The 21,411-nt window shown below is 41.5% G+C and carries 13 protein-coding genes; 7 read left to right on the top strand and 6 right to left on the bottom strand.

The window, feature by feature from the left end; genetic code table 11:
• Positions 1–584 precede the first annotated feature (584 nt).
• Positions 585–941 carry a cytochrome b5 domain-containing protein gene (locus tag MSKOL_RS18385; RefSeq protein WP_231592315.1) on the top strand — a complete coding sequence of 119 codons (357 nt, stop codon included), beginning with the start codon at positions 585–587 and terminating at the stop codon, positions 939–941.
• A 300-nt stretch (positions 942–1,241) separates the two neighbouring features.
• Here MSKOL_RS18385 and ppk1 read toward each other — a convergent pair whose 3' ends face one another.
• The 5 genes from ppk1 to MSKOL_RS18355 all read right to left on the bottom strand — a co-directional run bounded on the left by ppk1 (position 1,242) and on the right by MSKOL_RS18355 (position 8,831).
• Entirely contained in the window at positions 1,242–3,428 is a 2,187-nt protein-coding gene (gene ppk1 / locus MSKOL_RS18380) for a polyphosphate kinase 1 (protein ID WP_082091198.1), read from the bottom strand.
• Between the two features lie 543 nt (positions 3,429–3,971).
• On the bottom strand, positions 3,972–6,131 hold the full coding sequence (locus MSKOL_RS18375; protein ID WP_082091197.1) for an endonuclease MutS2: 2,160 nt from the start codon (positions 6,129–6,131) through the stop codon (positions 3,972–3,974).
• A gap of 53 nt (positions 6,132–6,184) precedes the next feature.
• Positions 6,185–7,156 (bottom strand): alpha/beta hydrolase, encoded by a 972-nt coding sequence (locus MSKOL_RS18370; protein ID WP_231592314.1) that lies wholly within the window; start codon positions 7,154–7,156, stop codon positions 6,185–6,187.
• 26 nt (positions 7,157–7,182) lie between these two features.
• A complete protein-coding gene (locus tag MSKOL_RS18365; protein WP_048123390.1) occupies positions 7,183–7,350 on the bottom strand; it encodes a preprotein translocase subunit Sec61beta in 168 nt (55 codons plus the stop codon).
• 461 nt (positions 7,351–7,811) lie between these two features.
• Complete coding sequence (locus MSKOL_RS18355; RefSeq protein WP_048124342.1) at positions 7,812–8,831, bottom strand: S-methyl-5-thioribose-1-phosphate isomerase; 1,020 nt, start codon at positions 8,829–8,831, stop codon at positions 7,812–7,814.
• A 538-nt stretch (positions 8,832–9,369) separates the two neighbouring features.
• On the opposite strand from MSKOL_RS18355, the gene MSKOL_RS18350 reads away from it, so the two are divergent.
• Positions 9,370–10,470 (top strand): inositol-3-phosphate synthase, encoded by a 1,101-nt coding sequence (locus MSKOL_RS18350; RefSeq protein WP_048123386.1) that lies wholly within the window; start codon positions 9,370–9,372, stop codon positions 10,468–10,470.
• Between the two features lie 348 nt (positions 10,471–10,818).
• Here MSKOL_RS18350 and radB read toward each other — a convergent pair whose 3' ends face one another.
• Positions 10,819–11,517, bottom strand: a complete 699-nt coding sequence (gene radB, locus MSKOL_RS18340) for a DNA repair and recombination protein RadB (protein WP_048158028.1) — start codon at positions 11,515–11,517, stop codon at positions 10,819–10,821.
• Between the two features lie 787 nt (positions 11,518–12,304).
• Between radB and MSKOL_RS18335 the strand changes: the two genes are divergently transcribed.
• From MSKOL_RS18335 to MSKOL_RS18315, 5 genes are all read left to right on the top strand, one after another.
• Positions 12,305–12,556, top strand: a complete 252-nt coding sequence (locus MSKOL_RS18335; RefSeq protein WP_048123380.1) for a glutaredoxin family protein — start codon at positions 12,305–12,307, stop codon at positions 12,554–12,556.
• Between the two features lie 105 nt (positions 12,557–12,661).
• On the top strand, positions 12,662–15,046 hold the full coding sequence (gene nrdD / locus MSKOL_RS18330) for an anaerobic ribonucleoside-triphosphate reductase (RefSeq protein WP_048158027.1): 2,385 nt from the start codon (positions 12,662–12,664) through the stop codon (positions 15,044–15,046).
• A 48-nt stretch (positions 15,047–15,094) separates the two neighbouring features.
• Complete coding sequence (locus MSKOL_RS18325; RefSeq protein ID WP_048158026.1) at positions 15,095–15,877, top strand: anaerobic ribonucleoside-triphosphate reductase activating protein; 783 nt, start codon at positions 15,095–15,097, stop codon at positions 15,875–15,877.
• Between the two features lie 682 nt (positions 15,878–16,559).
• Complete coding sequence (thiL, locus tag MSKOL_RS18320; protein ID WP_048158025.1) at positions 16,560–17,582, top strand: thiamine-phosphate kinase; 1,023 nt, start codon at positions 16,560–16,562, stop codon at positions 17,580–17,582.
• Positions 17,583–17,744: 162 nt separating this feature from the next.
• Entirely contained in the window at positions 17,745–21,233 is a 3,489-nt protein-coding gene (locus tag MSKOL_RS18315) for an S-layer protein domain-containing protein (protein ID WP_048158024.1), read from the top strand.
• Positions 21,234–21,411: the final 178 nt, after the last annotated feature.

Raw genomic sequence — 21,411 nt, 5'->3', positions numbered from 1 at the left:
ATATATAAAATATATAATATTTAACGGTTAATATCTAAATTTTATCAAAGGTGCCTAGCATACGGTTTTTGTTTTTCAAGCAAATAGTCTTATTTTTTCTAAAACCAGGATGTCCGATAAACTTATAAAGTAAACTAACAAAATCAATTACTCTTTGGTAGTTATTGTTTTACAGCCTAATCTCCGTCTTTTTAAGCGCATATATTATTTTTTCTTCGATAACCATGATTCATCAATGTAAAAACGAAACACATAGTGCAACTCTACTAAAAAATTTTTCTTAAATTTAAAAATCCATAATTAAGCTTTATTTAAAGATTAACTGAATTATAAAGCTTAATCAAACTGCTTTTATTACCTCTATTCGGTAAGTATGTTTATCTCTTTTTCAGACGATTAACACTCTAGACTTATAAGTCAATAAGCTAACTGAAACAATAGATTGACAACTTAACAACTATTTAGATACCAACTACATGAATTGAGATCAGGAACAAATTGAGATCAGGAACAAATACAGTACCAGATATTGGATGGGTAAAATAATGAGAAAAAAACTAATTATATTGCTAGTTTTGTGTTGCATGTTCCTCGCAACAGGATGCGTGGGAAATGAACTGGTAACTCCAGAAAAGGCTGTAACTCAAGCTGATGCAGATACTCCAAATGGAGAAGACACAACTGAAACACAAAATGTGACAGAGACAGGAATAAAAGAATATACAGTTGAAGAACTCGCAAAGTACGACGGTACAAATGAAACGATATATGTCGCTTATCAAGGTCAGGTCTATGATGTCTCTTCTGATAGTTATCTTTGGAAAGATGGCAATCATGAAGGATGCCCTGCAGGGAAAGATATAACTGAAGAATTGGACAGGACACCACACGGGGCTGAAATATTAAAGAAATATCCTGTTGTCGGGACTCTGAAGGAATAATACAAAATTATGATAACTTTATAACAGCTTTTTACGCCCATTCGTCAAATTTTTTGTCTCATGCTATCACTTTTTGCCTATATGTCAGTAAACACAACCGGCACATCCTTAAGATGAATATAAGTAAAACAGTTTCAAAGCGAAATTATTTCAGGATAAAACAGTTTCAAAGCGAAATTATTTCAGGATAAAGCAGTTTCAAAGCGAAATTATTTCAGGATAAAACAGTTTCAAAGCGAAATTATTTCAGGAAAAACAGGTGAAAAAAGTAAGGAAAAAAGAAAAGAAGAAATTCTTTTCTCAGTCTTTCTTAAAGCTTAAATCCCAGCTTCTGCTATTCTCAAGCATCCACAACTGAGAGTCCAGTTCTTCTTCTTCAGGCTGCGGGTAGATTCTCTCAGTCTTGCCGTTAGGAAGCAGAAGGCGAGCTTTTACATTATCTTTGAGGTGAATGCCAAGGATTACATCTCTCAAGACAGGAATATATTCGGAAGATACCGGAAAGAGAGTTTCTACTCTGTTGTCCAGGTTGCGAGGCATAAGATCTGCACTTCCCATAAGGATCTCTTCTTTTCCTCCGTTCCTGAAATAATATATCCTGGAATGTTCGAGAAAACGGCCAACTATCGAGGTAACCCTAATATTTTCACTGAGTCCAATAATACCTGGCCTGAGGCAGCAAATTCCCCGGATAATAAGGTCTACCTTCACTCCGGCCTGAGAAGCCCTATAAAGTTCCCGGATGCACTGGTAGTCCACAAGGGAATTCATCTTGAAGATCAGATGCCCGTTCCCACATTTTTCGTGAAGATCAATTTCACGCCTGATGCGCTCCAAAATCTGATGTCTTAGAGTCTGGGGAGCTACAAGGAGTTTGATATAATGGTCCTTTCTTGAATATCCGGTAAGGGCATTAAAAAGGTCAGAGACATCTTTACCTATGCATGGGTCACTTGTGAAGTAGCCCATATCGGTATACAGCTTTCCTGTGGCTGCGTTATAATTACCTGTACTCATGTGCACATAATACCTGATACCTTCTTTTTCGGCTCTGACTACCAGGCACATCTTGGCATGAGTCTTACGTCCCGGGAAGCCGTAAGCTACATGAACCCCTTTGCGCTCAAGTTCTTTTGCCCAGCCTATATTGTTCTCCTCATCGAAACGAGCTTTAAGCTCCACAAGAACTGCTACCTGCTTTCTCCGGTCTGCAGCTTTCATAAGGGCCTGAATTATTCTGGAATTATCATCCACCCTGTAAAGGGTCATTTTGATTGCCAGAACATCAGAATCGTCGGCAGCCTCTTCCACGAAATCAATTACAGATTCGAAACTGTCATATGGATGATAGAGAAGAACATCTCGTTTTTTCAGAGTTGTAAAAATTTTCTCCCTGTTTGCTAGCTGGGAATGTTTTTTTGGCTCGAAGGGTTCATACTTAAGGTCAGGACGGTTGATCTGTGCAAGTTTAATAAGATTTGAAAGTCCTAGCGGAGCTGCAGACCTGAACATAAGGGAAGGAGAAAGTTCCAGGTTCTTAAGAAGAATATCCGAGACTTTTGTTGGCATTGTATAGTCGGTCTCAAGTCTGACAACCGACCCAAAGTAGTTCCTTCCGACTCTCTGTTTTACAGCGGTCAAAAGATCTTTGTCTCCATCCTCATCAAACCCAAGGTCTGCATCGCGTGTGATTCTGAACGGATAAGCTCCAAGGATGCGCTGTCCGGGAAACAGGAGGTCAAGGTTTGCAGCGATAAGCTGTTCAAGCCAGACAAAACGCCCTTTTTTCAGATCTTCCAGACTGAAAGTTATTTTCTCCTGTTCTCCTTCAGGAACAACGATTAGTCGCATAAACATCGGAGGGATCTTGACCCTGGCAAAACGTTCCCCGTAATCCGGATCATCAATTAATACTGCAAGGTTAAGGCTGAGGTTGGAAATATGAGGGAAAGGATGTCCTGAATCAAAACCGAGAGGAGTAAGTAAAGGGAAAATATTTCTCTCGAAATAATCTCTCAACTTTTCTCTTTCTTTCTTAGAAAGTTCAAAGTAATTAAGGACTTCAATTCCTTCTTTCCTGAGAGCAGGCTCAAGCATTTCATTCCAGCAACTGTCATTGAGAGGAAGCTGCCTGAGAAGCTCTTCCCGGATGACGCGGAGCTGTTCCTGTGCTGTCTCATCTGTCTGATCCTCTTTCATAGCTTCCACTATTCTTTTCTCGACGCCTGAAACCCTGACCATGAAAAATTCATCAAGATTACTTCCAAAGATCGAAAGAAACTTGACTCTTTCAAGCAGAGGATTGCGATCATCAAAAGCCTCTTCGAGTACTCTGTCATTGAACTGAAGCCAGCTGTACTCGCGGTCCGTATATAAACATGGATCGCTTAGGTCAGGCATACCGGAAACTTCTACCCGAGTTCCTTCAACGTTATCCATCATCAGCCTATCAAAATCTGCACACTGAATGGGGAAGTTCCGCTCCATTGCTATCACGCGTGACCTGGGTTTTGCATTTATTCAGACTCGTCTTTAAAAATAATAAAAGATCTGAAGATAGGATCTCTGTAGATCTCATGTTCAATTTCATTACTTGATTGTCACCCGGTTTTACTGGGTTGAAAAGAAGATATCCCCCGGGTTCACTCAAACAACTTAGCATATAGTTAGCCTTAGAGAACTTTTTCCTTGACAACATCAACCTTGTTAGCCGATTAGAGTTTTGAATTCCTTACATAAGGGAAGCGCAATCTCCTTATTAAGTTATCGGACATGCATTGACACCAAAACATATATAAACTTTTGTATCGGCTGGATTTCAGGGATCTAAGGAATCTCCTCCAACTCACTACTATTTATTAGTATATAGAACTAAAGATTTATAATATTATCTCTTGAAGCCAATTATTGACAAAAACAAAAAAGAGATACTACGTCAGAAGGAAAAAGTACTGGAAGATTACAAGAAAAGATTGGAAGTTTCCAGGTAAATTTTCTATTAATATATTTAGGAAATTCACTGAAATTTCTCTAAAGGTTTACTTTTGAGCCAGTTTTAAATTTATCCTTTAAATGTGAGTAAAACTCCTGCTCTTTTCCAGTGGTCTTTCTGAACAGCCGTTCCACAATCAGCTCGGGAGTGCTTCGAGCAATACGGTTGTATACAGGATTCCGGTTTACGATTAGCTCAAGGTTGGAGTCCAGTCCATCTGCCTCAATCCCATCTACTCTTACTTCCGTTCCGGTATTTTCAAGGATAAGTTCCGAAAGATGAGAGACAAAAACTCCAAGACTCTGTTCATTTCTGGACAGATATTCAAGAATTCCTGCTATAATTCGTGCAGAAGCTCCAGGCTCAGTGATCGATTCCAGTTCGTCCGCAAGCACCAGTTTTTCTGAGGCTTCGGAGAGCACCGAGAATTGCTTGAGGGTAGTCTCGAAAGCTCCTGCATCGAGAGTTCCTTTTGATTTTCCAAAATAGTAGAATTCCTCTACAGGCCCGAGTTCAAGTTTTTTTGCAGGAACCGGAAAGCCCATGTACCCAAGAATTACGCATTGGGCAAGGAGCTCGAGCAGGGAAGTCTTACCGCCTGAGTTTACTCCACTCAAGAGCACAACCCTGTTTTCCAGGCCTGCCGGGGAAAATCCGGTTTTTCCGATGGAATAACTGATAGGATCGATCTTTCCATAACGAGCTTTTAAAAAGAGGTTTTCTCCGTCTGTAAAACCTATTCCGATTTCGGGAATCAGCTCGGGCAGATTAAGATGGAATTTTGTTGAAAAACAGGAAATTGAAAAGCCAAGGTCAAAATCCAGAACTTTCCTGACAAGTTTTTCTACAGGCTGGTGAAAACCTGAAAGCGTTTTTGCAAGTTCCCTTTTCCTGGCAAGCCTTGTTTTCTCAAGGCTATTGTTCAACTTTTGCCTGAGAAGCTGCAACTGGGACTGTTCTGCATATAGAGGGTAGGAAATTTCATCAGGAAAAAGTGAATCAAGCATTAGTTTTTCTTGCTTTTGAAGCCCTAACTTTTCAGCAAGCTCTTCTTTGACGGTTTCAGTTTCAGTTTTATAGATTCTATTAAGTTCCTTTGTAAGAAGGTCTTTAACCTCCATTCCCCCGCTCACAAGCCTGACAAGTTCCTGCCCGCTTAGAGTAAGCGAGCTTGCCTCAAGGGCATGGTTCATGCGCTGGTTAGCCTCATTCAGGGCCAAAGTCAATGTGGGGTCCAGGTTTTGCAGGGCTGCTCCGAGCCTGTCAAGTTCAGGGTCAAAACCTTCAACAGGTTTACCATCCTCACCGAGCTTTGAGAGTGCGGTATCGAGTGTATCAAGCTTCTCTTTTGAAAACTCCTCAAAGAGCTCAAAGTTTTCTGAGCGGAGAGCTGATACGATACTCAGGCAGGCGTGGATACAGTCAAGATTCCGTGCAAAAAACGCCAGTTCTTTTTCAGGCAAGACCTGCCAGAGTTCAGCTCTGGAAAGGTCATGGAAATATTCGGGTTCAATGTCTTCAGGTAGATCAAAACCAAGATAAGTATCATCAAAAACAATTACGCTGGAATAACCTCTTGCAAGATCCACGAATTCCGATAGGTTTTCTACAGCCTGTACAGGCAAGAAGCCCTGGAACTTTTCTCTGGCTGCTTCAAGGGTCTTTGAATCTCCGCAAAGAATTATCCGGTCCCTGACTCTCAGGTTCCCGGGAACAGGCCTAAGTTCACTGACTCTAGTAAGCAATTTAAGAAATTCGGAATTCTCGGGGAATGCATTTCCCAGTTCAAGATACTCTCTTACGAAAGCCTGCCTCTCCTGGATAAGATCCATGCGCGAAGCAGGTAATGGGTAAAAAAGGTTTAGCTTATCCCTGGCATGCGTTGTATGGGCAAAACTTTTTATCAGCTCAAGCAGGTGAGAATAAAGACTCAGAGCTTCTTTTGTCCTGAGAAAATCGGAAATTGAGCAGCCTTCAGCCCTGGACTTGGCATACCGGGCAAGGGAAAGGGCAAAATTGCGGCTGATCCCGTTGACTTCAGAAAGCGAAGCTATATCACCCTCGCAAATAGCCTGAAGAGCCGCCTCTTCAGTTCCGAAATGCTCAATCAGCCTATCGGCTACCCGATCACCGATTCCATGAATTTCCCGCAGGCTTGAGAGCGGCTGAGAAGTTTTCATACCCAAAATACTTTTCATATGCAAGATACTCTTGTTTCAATAAATTCAACTGGGTATTAAGCCCTTGTTATTTAGTTCAAAAGAAGGGCAAGTTCTTTTTCAAGATAAGGGCGCATTGAGGCCGTATATCCGTGCGTTGCCTCAGTAACATTATACATCGCTTTTGGCTCTTTTGCAAGATCAAAGGTCCGGAGCGCCAGATCGTGGGAGATTACCGGGTCATTAGAAGAATGAATCAGCACTAATTTTGCAGGCGGCAGGGTAGAGAGATAGGTATCCGGATCAATTGAACGATAGAACTGATAAGCTTCAGAATCACTTGCAAGGGAAGAATCAATTTCTTCAGTGCCGTACCCCGCAGTGCTGATACCGATAACTCCTTTAAGGGAAGGATTAAGAGCGCAGGCAAGGACTGCAAATCTTCCACCGTTACTTTCTCCAAGGATTGCAAGCTTTTCCGGGTTAATTTCAGGTTGAGCTGCAAGTACATCTGAGGCTTTAAGAGCGTCATAAATCATGTTATATTCTACGGGCTCAAGGCCGGCTTTGAAAAGTTCAAGATCTTTTTCTATATTTATGCCGCCCAGATTGCGCTGGTCAATCGTGAGAGTTGCATATCCCATTTTAGAGAGTTCCACAGCTAGACCCTGTTCGGCTTCTTTGCTAATCCCTGCTCCGGGCAACAGGACCAGGCCAGGAGAAGAAGATGAATTTGCAGGAATTCTTAAGAGAGCCTGGATTTTTTCCCCTTTGCTTTCAAAAGACAGCAGTTTTAAAGTATCCGAGCTTTCAGGAGCGTATACATCTTCGATTTCCTGAGCTGTGAATACTGGCTTTTCTCTATCTGGGAAAGATAGAATCCCTGCTTCCGAAACCTTCCAGGGAGCCTCAGCGCCTGTAGAGTTAGATGGATTATACAGGACTCCAAAAAAACCCACAAGTATAAGAAGAAAACCCAGAAGAAAAATTGTGGGCTTGGAGATTCTTGTCCCTGAAGAAGCCTTGCGTTTACTTTCTTTTTTTCCTGAATTCTGCCTGCTCAAGGAAACCCTGCCAAAAAAAATTGCGGTTACGGCCAGAAACCATTTACAGCACTTAAGAATAATACTGCAATGCCAGTAATGGCACCGATAATAAGCACTACCTTGGGCTGGACTTGAACTGCATTTTTATCTGCTTCATAATAGCGCATGAGCCCTGCAGAAGACTGGAGCCCGGAACCTGATTTTTTAGCCATGTGTTAACACCTGTATGAACGCATTGATTGGGATATAATTTCGTTACCTATATTTGCCTACAATAGGTTTTCTGGATAATAATTAAGATTATCTTGAAATTAACAGTCGAAAATCAGAAATTTAACATAACTGTTAATTGACTATTAAATAACCATTAATTAACTATTAAATAACTGTTAATCAGTTATTAAATATTTTAATCAGCTATTAAATAACTGTTAATCAACTATTAAATAACTGTTAAATTTCCTCTTAAATTTGGTAATTATCACATAATTTACAGTTCTGATATATAAATCCAGCAGAGAAATGTCTAATAATTGGATTCTGAAAAGGTGGAGATAATTCACGCTCTTGAAGCAGGTCCTTCTCAAACAAGTGTTTCTCAAACAAGTGTTTCTCAAACAAGTGTTTCTCAAACAAGTGTTTCTCAAACAAGTGTTTCTCAAACAAGTGTTTCTCAAACAAGTACTTCGTCCAGGAGGAAGGGCGGGTAAAACACTCCTTTCTCAGTAATTACCGCAGTTATGTTTTCCATAGGAGTTGCGTCAAAAGCAGGGTTGTAAACTTCTACATCTTTTGGGGCAAGTTGTTCCGATCCGAAAAAGCGCAACTCATCAGGATCTCGCATTTCTATCTTTACACTGCCTTCCCAGCCATTGAAATCGAAAGTAGAGGCGGGGGCTGCTACGTAGAAAGGAATTTCATGCTCTTTTGCAAGAATGGAGAGGGAATAAGTACCTATTTTATTGAAAACGACATCCTGAGTGATCCTGTCAGCTCCTACAAGCACGCTGTCTACAAGCCCCTGCTGCATTACCCATCCAGCCATAGAATCCGAAATAAGTGTTACTGGAATCTTGTCCTGCATCAGCTCCCATGCAGTGATTCTGCTTCCCTGGTTCAGCGGCCTGGTCTCACAGGCAATAACCTTTATCTCTTTGCCTTCAGCAATAGCCGAGCGCACAACCCCAAGAGCTGTGCCCCAGTCAACGCAGGCTAGCCTGCCTGCATTGCAGTGTGTAAGTACGGTGTCTCCGTCCTTCAGGAGTTTTGCCCCGGATTCACCTATTAACTTGTTAGTGGTTACATCTTCTTCCGCAATATCCATGGCTTCCTGGAGGGCAATTTCCCGGACTCCCTGAACATCAAAGGCATCTGAAACCGCTTTCAGAACTCTATCGACACCCCAGCTAAGGTTTACTGCCGTAGGGCGTGTTGACTTAAGAGTTTTTCCCGCGACATTAAGGTCTCTTATTATTGTTTCAAAATCTCTAGCCCCACTCAGGAAAGCTGCAAGGGCAATCCCAAAACCTCCTGCTGCACCGAGAGCAGGCGCACCTCTTACCCTGAGAGATTTGATAGCTTCACAGAGAGAACTCAGTGTTTTACATTCTATTATCCTGTACTCTTTAGGGAGAAGGGTCTGGTCTACCAGCACCACAGAGTTGGACTCTTCCTTCCAGTCAATTGTCCTCATTTGATCACTTTCCGATGTAAACGTCAGATTCTGCCGGAAAAATTTCCGCTTTTCTTTCAAGCTCCCCATAAGATAAAAACCTATTCAACTGACATGTCTCGTGACTCTCATATCGTTACTCTTTCCTTTCATTATCTGAGTAATTGAAGAAAGTTAAAATTAATTATATTAAAGATAATTCTTAAACCTTAGAATAACCGGAAAAAATGCGGCAGATCATGCTTCTGGCAACCAGCATTCATAATAAAAACTTTGTTTGGGGAATAAGCAACACGTGAGATATAAATAAAGCAATCTCTTTTTTCATAGAAGCAAACTTACAAATAATAGATTTATAGAGTAACAGAGCAAATAAGACAAGACTTAAAATCCATAGCTAAAATACAAGAAGTCTTAATTTTCAGAAATATTAATTATTAAACTTCATGGACCTTGAATCCGTAAATCCTTGAATCTATAGATTCAAAAATCATACGAGATATTCATTTCATTAATGCGGTTTATGAGAATCTGGGTATTCATCGGAGAGTAAGCGCTTATGACAAAAATAAAAATAGCAATTGCAGGAATCGGGAACTGTGCAAGCTCTTTGATACAGGGCATTGAGTACTATAAACTCGACGATAAAGAGCCAATTGGACTGATGCACAGGGAAATTGGAGGCTATAAACCTGGCGATATTAAAGTTGTTGCTGCCTTTGACATTGATGCCAGAAAAGTGGGAAAAGACGTATCTGAGGCCATCTTTGCTCCCCCGAACTGCACAGCGGTTTTTTGTCCTGATGTTCCATCCACAGGTGTGAAGGTTAAAATGGGCAGGGTTCTCGACGGGGTCTCTGACCATATGAAGAACTATAAGGAAAGTCAAACTTTTGTTGTCAGCAAGGAACAGGAATCCACAAAAGCCGATATCGTGAATGAAATTAAAAACTCGGGTGCCGATATGCTTCTCAATTACCTTCCCGTAGGTTCTGAAGAAGCAGTCCGTTTTTATGCCGAGTGTGCCCTTGAAGCAGGTGTGGCTTTCATAAATAATATGCCTGTTTTCATCGCAAGCAATCCAGAATGGGCAAAAAGATTTGAGGAAAAGAATATCCCAATCATTGGCGATGATGTCAAAGCTCAGCTTGGGGCTACTATCACGCACAGGATTCTTGCAGACCTTTTTGAAAAACGAGGCGTAAAACTCGAGAGAACATATCAGCTCAATACTGGGGGAAACACGGACTTTCTTAATATGCTCAACAGGAACAGGCTTGCTTCCAAAAGGGAATCAAAGACCGAAGCTGTTCAATCCGTCCTTTCCAGGAAGCTTGATGACGACAATATCCACATCGGACCTAGCGATTACGTAGCCTGGCAAAAGGACAATAAGATTTGCTTCCTGAGAATGGAAGGCAAGCTTTTTGGCGATGTGCCTATGAACCTTGAACTCCGGCTTTCCGTCGAAGATTCTCCTAATTCCGGAGGTGTGGTAATCGATGCCATCCGATGCTGCAAACTGGCTCTTGACCGCGGGATAGGAGGCGTGTTGTATTCCCCGGCTTCCTACTTTATGAAACATCCGGCGATTCAGTACACTGACGATGAAGCTTACAGGCGGACTGAAGAATTTATATCTGGAACCAGAGAACGTTAAAATTCTGGTAAGAGATTCCTGTAAAAAGGAATTCTACAAACCCCCGGAAGTACCGGGAGTTTTAAGTTTTTCTGTCCAGAATGAGTATTAAATGGTTATTCTAAGAGCTTTTTTCCGATTTCTTAATTCGGTTTATCGAATCTCTTTGGTTTTTTGAATCTCTTCGGTTTGTTGAATCTCTTCGGTTTGTTGAATCTCTTCGGTTTGTTGAATCTCTTCAGTTTGTTGAATCTCTTCGGTTTATTGAATTTCTTCAGTTTAGCGGATTTTTTCAGCTTATCGAATCTCTTCAGCTTATTTAATTTCTTCAACTTCTTTAATTTCTTCAGTTTATCTAATTTCTTCGACTTAGCGAATCCCTTCGGCTGTAATTCTAAATTCTGCACTCGAACCTTCAGGGCAGGACCGATGTTTGTACAGAATAGCGCGCCTGGTCCCTTTGCCGGTTTTTTCAAGCTGAATAATCGCCTTTGAAATATGTTCCAGGGAACTACCGCCAAGCGGGCGCACCCCTCCTGAGATAATATCGGAATATACCTGGTTGGTTATGACTGCAACAAAACCGTGTTTGCGGGCAAGAGCATGTAAAAATCCTATTTGGCTAGCAAGTTCTCTGCGGCTTTTCATGCCTGTCTCATCGTCTTCAAGCTCGAACCTGTAGTACGAGGTTGCAGAATCGAGTATCACGAGACCTATATTCTCACTTGCTATTCTCTCCACTTCCCTTACGGCTGCATATTGTTCTTCAAAATTCAGGGGTTCATAGATAATGATACTTCTAGCTATTTCTTTTGCATTTTCCCCTGCAATCTGCTTGAATCGAACAGGAGAAAGCCCTTCGGTATCTATGAAGATGACTCTCTGCCCTTGTTTTACGCATTCCACTGAAAGCTGGATGCAGATATTTGTTTTCCCGGTTCCTGCAGCTCCGAAGATTTGAGTCACAATCCCTTTTTCGAAACCTCCTCCCAGAAGTTCGTCAAGAGGCTTGCAGCCGGAAGATAGTAATTTCTCTATGAAGTGGCACCTCTTTTGTACTTGGTAAATATAACTGGCCCATGATATAACGTTTTTTTGTAATTTCCAACCTTTTCAGGAAAATTAAAGATTTTCTAAGAGGAATAAAAAGACAAAGTGGATATAAAAGAAATGCTCGGATATAGATTCTCAGCTCTACTAATAATTAAAAAATATTTCATAAGAGTACCGTGAAAATGAGAATGATGATTTAGAATATTTTGTAAAGTGTTGAGGAATAATTCCTTATACATGTTAGCCGTACTGTACCAGGCAAATCGGCTGCGGATATTCCCTTGACGTCTTCTGTGCTTGAAATCATCTCCTTGAAGAAGGCTGTTTTTCAAAAACAGGGGTCCTTAAATTTGTTATCAAATCTGGTAACAAATCGAACGTCTTTGTATACAAAACAAAGGTGTTATTGTATCCAGATGAAGGTTTCACTGTATCCAGACCTGAGGTTAAAAACCATTATTAAGGATAGGGCGTTTAGAATATTTACTTGAAAATAAAGGTCATTTTCACTCAGTAGAATGAAAAAATGATATCATGGGGGTCACTTTATAGAAGCTGCGCCCTTTTCCGATATTGATGACTGATATTTGAAAATATACATTTGTAGGGATTATAAGGGTTAGCTGAGGAATGGTAACCCACGTGGGGCTTTGTTTTATGCTGCAACATGTTCTGTGTCTGCGCGCTCACCCCGCAGACAATGAAAATAAACATAAAATGTGATAAAGAAACGGGTCCCACACAAGAAACGTTAACTAAAAATCAGATTAAGAATTAGAGTAAAATCAGAGGGACGTAAAGCATGGCAAAAATAATCATATATACAACGGAACGCTGTCCGAAATGCAATAAATTAAAAAATTTCCTGGAGGCACATTCAGTTGCTTTTGAGGTAGCAGATATGTCTACTCCCGAAGCTCTAACGGAACTGCGTTTCAATGGGGTCTTCACAGTGACAGCGCCTGTTTTACAGATCAATGATACTTTCCTTACGCACGAGGAACTCTTCAGTGGAGGAGAAGTAAACCCTGAAAAAATCCAGGAAATCCTGTGATGAAGAAAATCCTGTGATAACAGAGATCTGAAATTAAAAATAAATTGAATATTTCTTCAAATTTTATAAAATTCTATTATTAAGACAATCACTGAAGATGAGAAAATGACAAGCGAGATTCTCTTACCAGATTACCAGGTATCTGACAACCAATCAGCCCAAACGATGCTTGAAGAATTATCCGTCTCTCCTCTCCCCAAAAATGACCAGTTATCTGACAACCAGCCAGTGCAAAAAACCCTTGATGGGCTGTCCGTCTCTCCTCTCCCCAGGGTAAGGACAACAGATGGTTTCATTCTTAACTGGGACAGGAACATTATTGTAAATCAGCTTCTGAAAGAAACAAAATTAAGCGAAATTTTCTATAACAAACCCTCAATCACAAAAGAAGAAGCCATTGAGATTGCAAAGGACGCAGAAAAGATCATTAAAAAGATGAATCTCAAGTTTCTCTCAGGTCCTCTTATCCGGGAAATAGTAAACAATATTCTACTTGACAGGGGGCATGTTGAGTGGAGAAACATTATGACCAGGGTCGGAGCTTCGGTCTATGATGCCTACGAAATCGATACTGGTTACGGTTTTGAGGCAAATGATAATGCAAACCAGCTGAACAACGCCGAAACCTCACATAAAAGAAAAGCTGACAAAATGTCCAAGGAGCAAAATCTCCTTCTAATGCCAAAAGAGCTTTCCGACCTTCACCTCAATGGGGATTTCCATATCCATGACCTTGAATATATGGGCACAAGACCATTTTGCCAGGACTGGGATCTCCGTTACTTTTTTTATTATGGACTCATGCCTGACGGAGTGGGAACTCAATCAAGCGTGGCAAAACCTGCAAAGAATGCCGAGGTAGCTTTCCTTCATGCGGTAAAAGCTATGGGTTCGGCTCAGACCAATTTTGCAGGTGGGCAGGGTTTTTACAATTTCCTAACTTTCATGGCTCCATATCTGGAAGGCAAGTCCGAAACCGAGATAAGACAGCTTATGCAAATGTTCGTCTATGAAATGATGCAGATGATGTGTGCAAGAGGCGGACAGACTGTCTTTTCATCCGTGCAGCTTTCCCCTGGTGTCCCAAAGCTCTGGAGAAACATTCCGATTGTTGCTAAGGGTAAGGTCTGGGACGGCAAGCAGGCCCCTCTCAGAACCTATGGGGAATTCGAAAAGGAAGTCCGTCTCGGGTTCAAGGCTCTTATGGATGTTATGCTCGAAGGGGATGCCTGGGGCAAACCTTTCAGCTTCCCAAAGCCCGAAATTTCCATTGAACCTGACTTTATGGAAGAAAACAAAGAATTCAACATAGCTCACCCTGAGTTTCCGACTTACAAAGAGTTATACAGGATGACCTTCGAGCTGGCTGCTAAATTCGGGACTCCTTACTTTGATAATCAGCTTCCGGAGTACAGGGGCGCAGGAGAAGGAATTTCATGTTATCAATGTTGTGCGTATCAGTTTTCTGCAAACCCTACTGATGATAAAGAGTTCGACGACAAACTTCATTTCAGGAATGGAAAACACTTTTCAATGGGCTCATGGATGGTCCTGTCTTTAAACTGCCCAAGGGCCGCATACAGGGCTGAACATAATGATGAAAAACTGTTCAATGAGCTCAAGACCATGATGAATAAGGGAGTGGAAGTTTTCAAGATCAAGCGCAGATGGATGAATAGTCTGATTAAGAAAAACAGGATTCCCTTTGCAGCTCAGCATCCCAAAGATCCTAATACAGAGGAAAAAGGGGCCATAGCTGTGGACTTCGAAAGCCTGGTTTATACTATCGGAGTGGTAGGGATCAATGAAATGGTTCAGTACCATACAGGTTTCCAGATCCATGAGTCTCCTGCTGCTTATAAGCTTGCTATCAGGGCCATGTTTGAAATGAAAATGCACGCTCAAAAGCTTTCAAAAGAAACCGGCATGGAGATTGCTCTTGCAAGAACGCCTGCGGAAACGACAGCTCAGCGTTTCGCAGTCTCGGACCTCTTGCATAAGGAATATGCCGACAAGGCCGAGTTCACAATTAAAGGGAATTTGGAAGCCGCAAAGAGTGAGTTGAATCAGACGCATGACCTGCCAATCTACTATACTAATGGAACTCATGTTACCGTTGGTGCAGATATATCTCTACCTGAAAGAATAAAGTACGAACATACTTTCTTCCCGATTGTGGACGGCGGAAATATCATGCATGTCTGGCTTGGAGAAGGACAGCCGGACCCTGACGGCCTTCAGGAGCTTGCTATGCATATAGCAAAGAACACCCAGACAGGTTACTTTGCTTTTACCAAGGACATGACCGTATGCACTGACGAAGGCTACGTAGCCGATGGGCTGCTGGACAGATGCCCGAAGTGTAAGTCTGAAAATGTGCAGCATCTCTCAAGGATCACAGGATACCTTCAATCGGTTGAAGGCTGGAACAAAGGCAAGCGCCAGGAACTTCTGGACAGAAAACGATACAGCGCAAGGGAACTCAGATAAGGGTTCCTTTAATCCTTTTTTATACATAAAAGCGTGAGAACGTAGGTCATGAAAGTAAACTACGCAGGTACCGTCCCGCTCTCTACCGTGGACTGGAAAGGGAGGGCGGCAGTTACTATCTTTTTTCGGGGATGCCCGCTTCGCTGCCCCTACTGCCAGAACCATCCCTACCTCCAGGGGTTTAACCCTGTAGAACTGGAGTTCGTGGAAAAGCAGATTAAAGAATCGAAACCCTTTGTAAGTGCAGTTGTATTTTCAGGAGGAGAACCTCTGATGCAGGAAGCAGTTATTCCTCTTGCTGAATTTGCGAGAGAAATGGAGCTTGCAATTGGAATTCATACAAACGGCTGCTACCCTGAAATGGCAAATGAACTGGTTAAAAGAAAGCTAGTTGATAAATTTTTTATAGATATAAAAGCTCCCCCGGACGATCCCGAACTTTATGGGAAAGTTACGGGCTTCAAAAAATCAGAAGCTGTGAAAGAGACTCCAGAACCGATAACTGCATCTGTAATAAAAACGCTTGAGATTGCAGACTCCTGCGGCTTAGAACTGGAGCTTCGGACAACATTAATTAGAGATTTTATCGGAAGCAGGGAAGAAATAGCCAGTATAGCTGCCTGGATCTCGAAACATATGAAAAACAGAGAACTTACCTATGTATTGCAGCAGGGGATTCCGGAACATAGCTTGCAGGAAAATTTAAGAGATCGGCGGGTTCTGGAAAGGGATGAACTATATGAACTGGGGAAAATCGCAAAAAGTTTTCTGGAAAATGTGAGAATAAGAACAAGAGAAAGCGGAGATGAAATGATCTCTGATTCTGTATGACATAATCTGATGGAATCAATAAGAACAAGAGAAAGTGGCGACGAAGTGATCTCTGATTCTGTATGACATAATCTGATGGAATCAATAAGAACAAGAGAAAGCGGAGACGAAGTGATCTCTGATTCTGTATGACATAATCTTGCAGAATCCAGCACCTAATGTTTTCTGATCTGATGTGCCATAATCTTGCAGAATCCAGCATCTAATGTTTTCTGATCTGATGTGCCATAATCTTGCAGAATCCAGCATAATGTTTTCTGACCTGCTCTGACAGTTTATTGATATTAACTCGTTTTTTTCTCTTTGTACTTTTCTTTTTTGTCTGCATTGTGAATAAAGTGTAAAATATTCTCTTTTAGAGTCCTACAGAAAAACATGTTTTAAGTTCAAATGAATTTGAAGTTTACAAAAGTCTTATACATCCCTAGAGATAAAAGGCAAATGTGAAGCCCTTAAGAAATTTATTTGAGAAAATTTATTTATTCAATTCTCGTGGAAAAAAATAGACTTTTTGAGAAAACATCTTTCCCAGTATCGAAAATGGTTCGGTGAGAACTATTAAAATTTTTGTATTACTTTATGTGTTACACAAATTAAATAAAGGAGAGAAACTCAGTATTTTTGGTTCACAGAGTGCATTTATATAGAAAAGAAAACAAAAATCATCTTTTTCAAAAAAACCATGAAAAACACAAAAGTATCTTCAGTTGGAGAGCGCGCTCTAATCTCCATTTTATCTGAGATTTTCAAAGCACCTGACGGCAGGGAGAAAGGACAGGAAGGAATCCTTATAGGCGCAGGTTCGGATGACTGCGCCGTCCTTGACCTGAAAGGCGAAGACTGCCTGGTTGTTACCACCGATATGCTGCATAGGACTACTGATTTTCCGGAAGAGATGACGCCCTGGCAGATGGGCTGGATGTCAGCAGCCGTAAACCTCAGTGACATTGCAGCCATGGGTGCAGAGCCCATAGGGCTTGTTATGGCAATTGGGATGCCTGCAGATACCGAAATTGCTTTTGTTGAAGCCCTTGCAAAAGGTATGCAGGCATGTGCCGAATTCTGCGGAACTACGATTATAGGAGGCGATCTTGATACCCACGCAGAACTGACAATTACAGGGACGGCACTTGGCAGAGTGAAAAAAGACCAGCTCCTTCTTCGGCGTGGAGCAAGACCAGGTGACCTTGTATGTGTCACAGGTTATACAGGGTCAGCAGGAGCAGCTCTGGAGGCCCTTCAGTCTCGCAAGCCTGTGAGCGAAACTGTCCTGAATGCACTTTTTGAGCCTGTCCCGCGCACGAAAGAAGCAAGGATGCTGGCTGAGTCCGGAGCAGTCACGTCTATGATGGATACGAGTGACGGCCTTGCAATGTCCCTTTACGACCTTTCCAGGCAGAGCCGTGTGGGCTTCAGGGTCCGGGAAAATGCCCTTCCTATCCTCGTGGAAGTCCGGAAATTTGCTTCAAATCCGGACAAGCTAAGGGAATTTGCCCTTTACACGGGTGGAGATTTCGAACTTCTTATTACAATTGATCCACAAAAGATCAAAAAAGTACAAAATATATGTAACTTAGTCGTTATAGGAGAATGTACAAAGTATGAAGCAGGCATTGTGCTCGAATCCCCAGAATGCAACCTTATAACTATAGAGCAGAGAGGATACCAGCAGTTAAAAGCCGAAGCTGTTGATAGATCCACCTGATTAACAATAATTACCCCTGTGAAACAAAAGCCTGGATTAGAGAGACGAAAATTTAGAAACTCTTGATTGATAAGCCCAAAAAACTTACAAAAATCGAGCAAGTCTCAGGAGAAACTGACCAAATTCATAATAATTTATGCACAAGGTTCAGAAGGATAGAACATGAAAAAAGCTAGTTTACAAATATTTACAGCAATTCTGGTGCTAGGGCTATTTTGCGGAACTGCAGCTGCAGCTCCGAGTATAATAGCAGCATCGCCTGGAGACAATGCGACGGTCAATAAGACAGTCGGCGAGATTCAAGATTTTAGCATTCAAACAAACGAGTCAGCAACTATTGACTGGCAGATTGATGGAAGCAATGTTTCCGAAACATCGTATGATAGTGCAACGAATACCTCTACCCTCAATCACACCGTTACGCAAGGTACATACGACGTCAAAGCGATTGTTCAGTCAACTGGAGGGAGTAGAACCTGGAGTGTAACCGGAGGGTCGGATGTACCGGAAATCACATCATTTTTCCCTTCATACACAACCGTTAACAATAACGTAGGACAATCAAGAAAATTTAATGCAACTATTAGCCAGACTTCAAATATGACATGGTATGTTGATGATGTCCAGGTTCAGGAAAACAATTCTGTCACTGATTCATCATATATCAATACTTCTGCAACACAGGGCATGCATACAATTAAAATGAGTGCAGAAAACGAAAATGGCAGTGTAGAAAAATCCTGGAAATGGAAAATATCAACGGTCGGAGGATTATCTGTTAATGTTGACCCCTCCGAAGGAACTGTTTCAGTCGATAAAGGAGCATCTAAAACTTTCCAGGTCAACTCCAGCACGGACGACCAGGATATTAATGTTGAGTGGCTTGTTGATAGCGAATCAAAGAAAAAAGATGAAAGTGTAACCTCTTCTTCATACGACTTTGAAGAAGACAGTGCAGGAAATTATACCCTCAAGGCAGTGGTAAGTGATCCTAATGGTACTTACGATGATTCGACAAAAACATGGACTGTAAGCGTCGGGTCTTCTACAGATAATTCAACTGGGAATAGGATCTGGGAAAAAGGAATGCCCACAACTTACACATGGACTGCCCAGAGTTACTCAGGCTTCTACTATGATCTTGATTCCGGAGTATCCTCAGAAGAAATGACCATTACAGATATAGGTAGCAGCATAAAATCAGGAAATATTGAGTACTCCACAAAACCTACTGAGACTGATTTTGAATACAGTAAATGGGGTTCATATCAGATAATCGGGTTCATGGCAGAGAAATACTTTGCAGGCTATACTGAAAATAATTCCACAGTTATAGGAGATGACATCAGCCCTATTTCTGATGGTGTTCTTTCCAAGATTCTCATAGACACTGACGATAAAAAATCAGCAAACGCCGGAGATTCTCTTGTTCTCGAAGAAGGATATTCACTGAATATTGTGGAAGTTGATGTCAATGGAGAATCTGTCTGGGTCCAGCTTGAAAAAGATGGTGATGTAGTAGACGAAGCATTCCTCAAATCGGGCGACGACTATGTCTATGAAACTGATCTTGGAGACTCAGAAGATGTGCCCATAATCATTGCCCATATAGGCACGGTTTTTGAAGGAGCTGAAACCTCTGCTGTCTTCATACAGGGTCTCTTCCAGATTTCGGATGATTATGTAGAAGTTGAAAACGGAGATACTTTTGGGGAAATGGAAGTAACTTCCGTTAGCAGCAGTGAAATAAAGATGGAGAATGATGATAGCGTCGGATTTGATAAGGGAGATACAGTAGACCTTATGGGTAAAATACAGATTCAGGTAGCTGATGATGATACACTGCGCTTTGCCCCGATACTTGACACCTCGGAAGCCGGTACATACGAGCTTCGCGGGACTGTCTATGATGAGGATATCGATGGTGATTCACTCCCTAGCTGGACGCCCTTTAACTTTGAAGGTTTCTATTACAACATAGATGAGGGAATTGGGACTGAAAATCTTACAGTAGAAGAGCTTGACGGCAGGAATATACCTGCAGATAACCTTGTCTACAAATCAACACCACAGGCGGTTGATTTTGATCACGACGAATGGGGCAATTTCACAGTTATTGGTTTCATGGCAGACAAGTACTTTGCCGGGTATACTGATGGTTCTGTTGAAGGAGCTGTTGATGATGTGAGCCTTCTTTCGGATAATATTCTCTGTAAAGTCCTTACAGACAGCGACGACAAAAGGTCTATGGATTCAGGTTCTGCCCTTACCCTTGAAGAGGGTTATTCTTTGAATATCAAAGAAGTCGATGTCAATGGAGAATCTGTCTGGGTTCAGCTTGAAAAAGATGGTGATGTCGTAGACGAGGCATTCCTCAGCTCGGGCGATGACTATGTCTATGAAACTGATCTTGGAGACGCGGAAAACGTACCGCTGATTATAGTCCATTTCGGCACGGTTTTCCAAGGAAGCGAGACCTCTGCTGTCTTTGTACAGGGAATCTTCCAGCTCTCGGACCAGTACACCGAAATCAATAATGGAGATACTTTTGGCGATATGGAGGTCACAAGCGTCTCTGAAAGTGGCATTATAATGAAAAACGATGATAGCATCGGTCTTGGAAAAGATGAAACCTCCGAGATAATGGGCAATGTCAGTTTCAAGACTGCTAATGACGATACTCTCAGGTTCTACCCCTTCGTGGAAGTTGAAACCGGCGGTAATGGAAGCGACAACAATTCCCTGAAAATAAGTGTTCCTGATAAGATTTATGCCGGAAATTCGTTTGATATCGAAGTAACTGCTGGTAATGAATCTATAAAAGGCGCTAATGTTTCGGTTAACGAAAGTAGTGTAGGCGAAACCGATGATGATGGAGTTGTTGAGTATACAGCCAAAGACGTCGGAACTTTGAAGATAACTGCAGAAAAGGATGACTACAAAACTGCAAATAAAAATATTAATGTCAGTGCTCCAAAAGAGGAAATGACAGTTAATGTTTCACCTGAGACAGTTTATGTAGGCGATACCCTGAACATTGAAGCTGTCAAGTCAATCGGCGGCAATCCAATTGATAGTGCAAACGTATCGATTGACGGAAAAATCATTGGTCAAACAGATTCCAGTGGAAAAGCTACCTATAAGACAGATAAAAGAGGCACTCTTGAACTGGGCTTAACAAAAGAAGGATTCGAAGACCAGGAAATAAATGTAAAAGTAAAAGATTTGGAAGCTAACTACACATACTCAAACCTGGTAATCGATCCTTTAGAGGTAAGTGCAGGTAAGGATACGACAATCTCAGTTAGTGTCGAAAATACAGGCAATGCTGCAGGAAATGAAAGTGTGGAGTTGCTTATTAACGGAAACATAAGTGACTCAAAAGACGTTTCCCTGGGCATTGGGAACAATACCACTGTAACCTTTGAGCATGCAGAAGAGGTTCCGGGAACCTACAAGGTTGAAATTGGAGGAGAAAACTCAACCTACACTGTAAAGGAAAAATCTTCCTTAATGCTCTATATTCTTGGATTCATTGTCCTGTTAATAATCGGTGGAGCTGCTTATTACTTCACCAAGGGTGGCGGAGACATGTCAAAGCTATCTGAACAGGTAAAAGAACTTATTAACTCGGTGAAACCAAAGAAATAAAGCTACAGGAAAACAAAAAATTCAAAAACAAAAGAGAATATAACTTAAAATTCCCGCGTTAACCCAAAACGCGGGTTCTTCCTATTTTTAGAACAGTTCAAATTTGATTTACGTTCAGCAGTCTTTCAGGGTTTTGCTGACAGATATTCAGTATCTTTTATTTCAGGAAACTTTTTGT

Origin of the sequence: Methanosarcina sp. Kolksee, assembly GCF_000969945.1 — an archaeon.
In the GTDB taxonomy this organism is placed as follows: domain Archaea; phylum Halobacteriota; class Methanosarcinia; order Methanosarcinales; family Methanosarcinaceae; genus Methanosarcina; species Methanosarcina vacuolata.
Note: the sequence above shows the minus strand (reverse complement) of the source record. Positions and strands in the feature narration are given on the sequence as shown.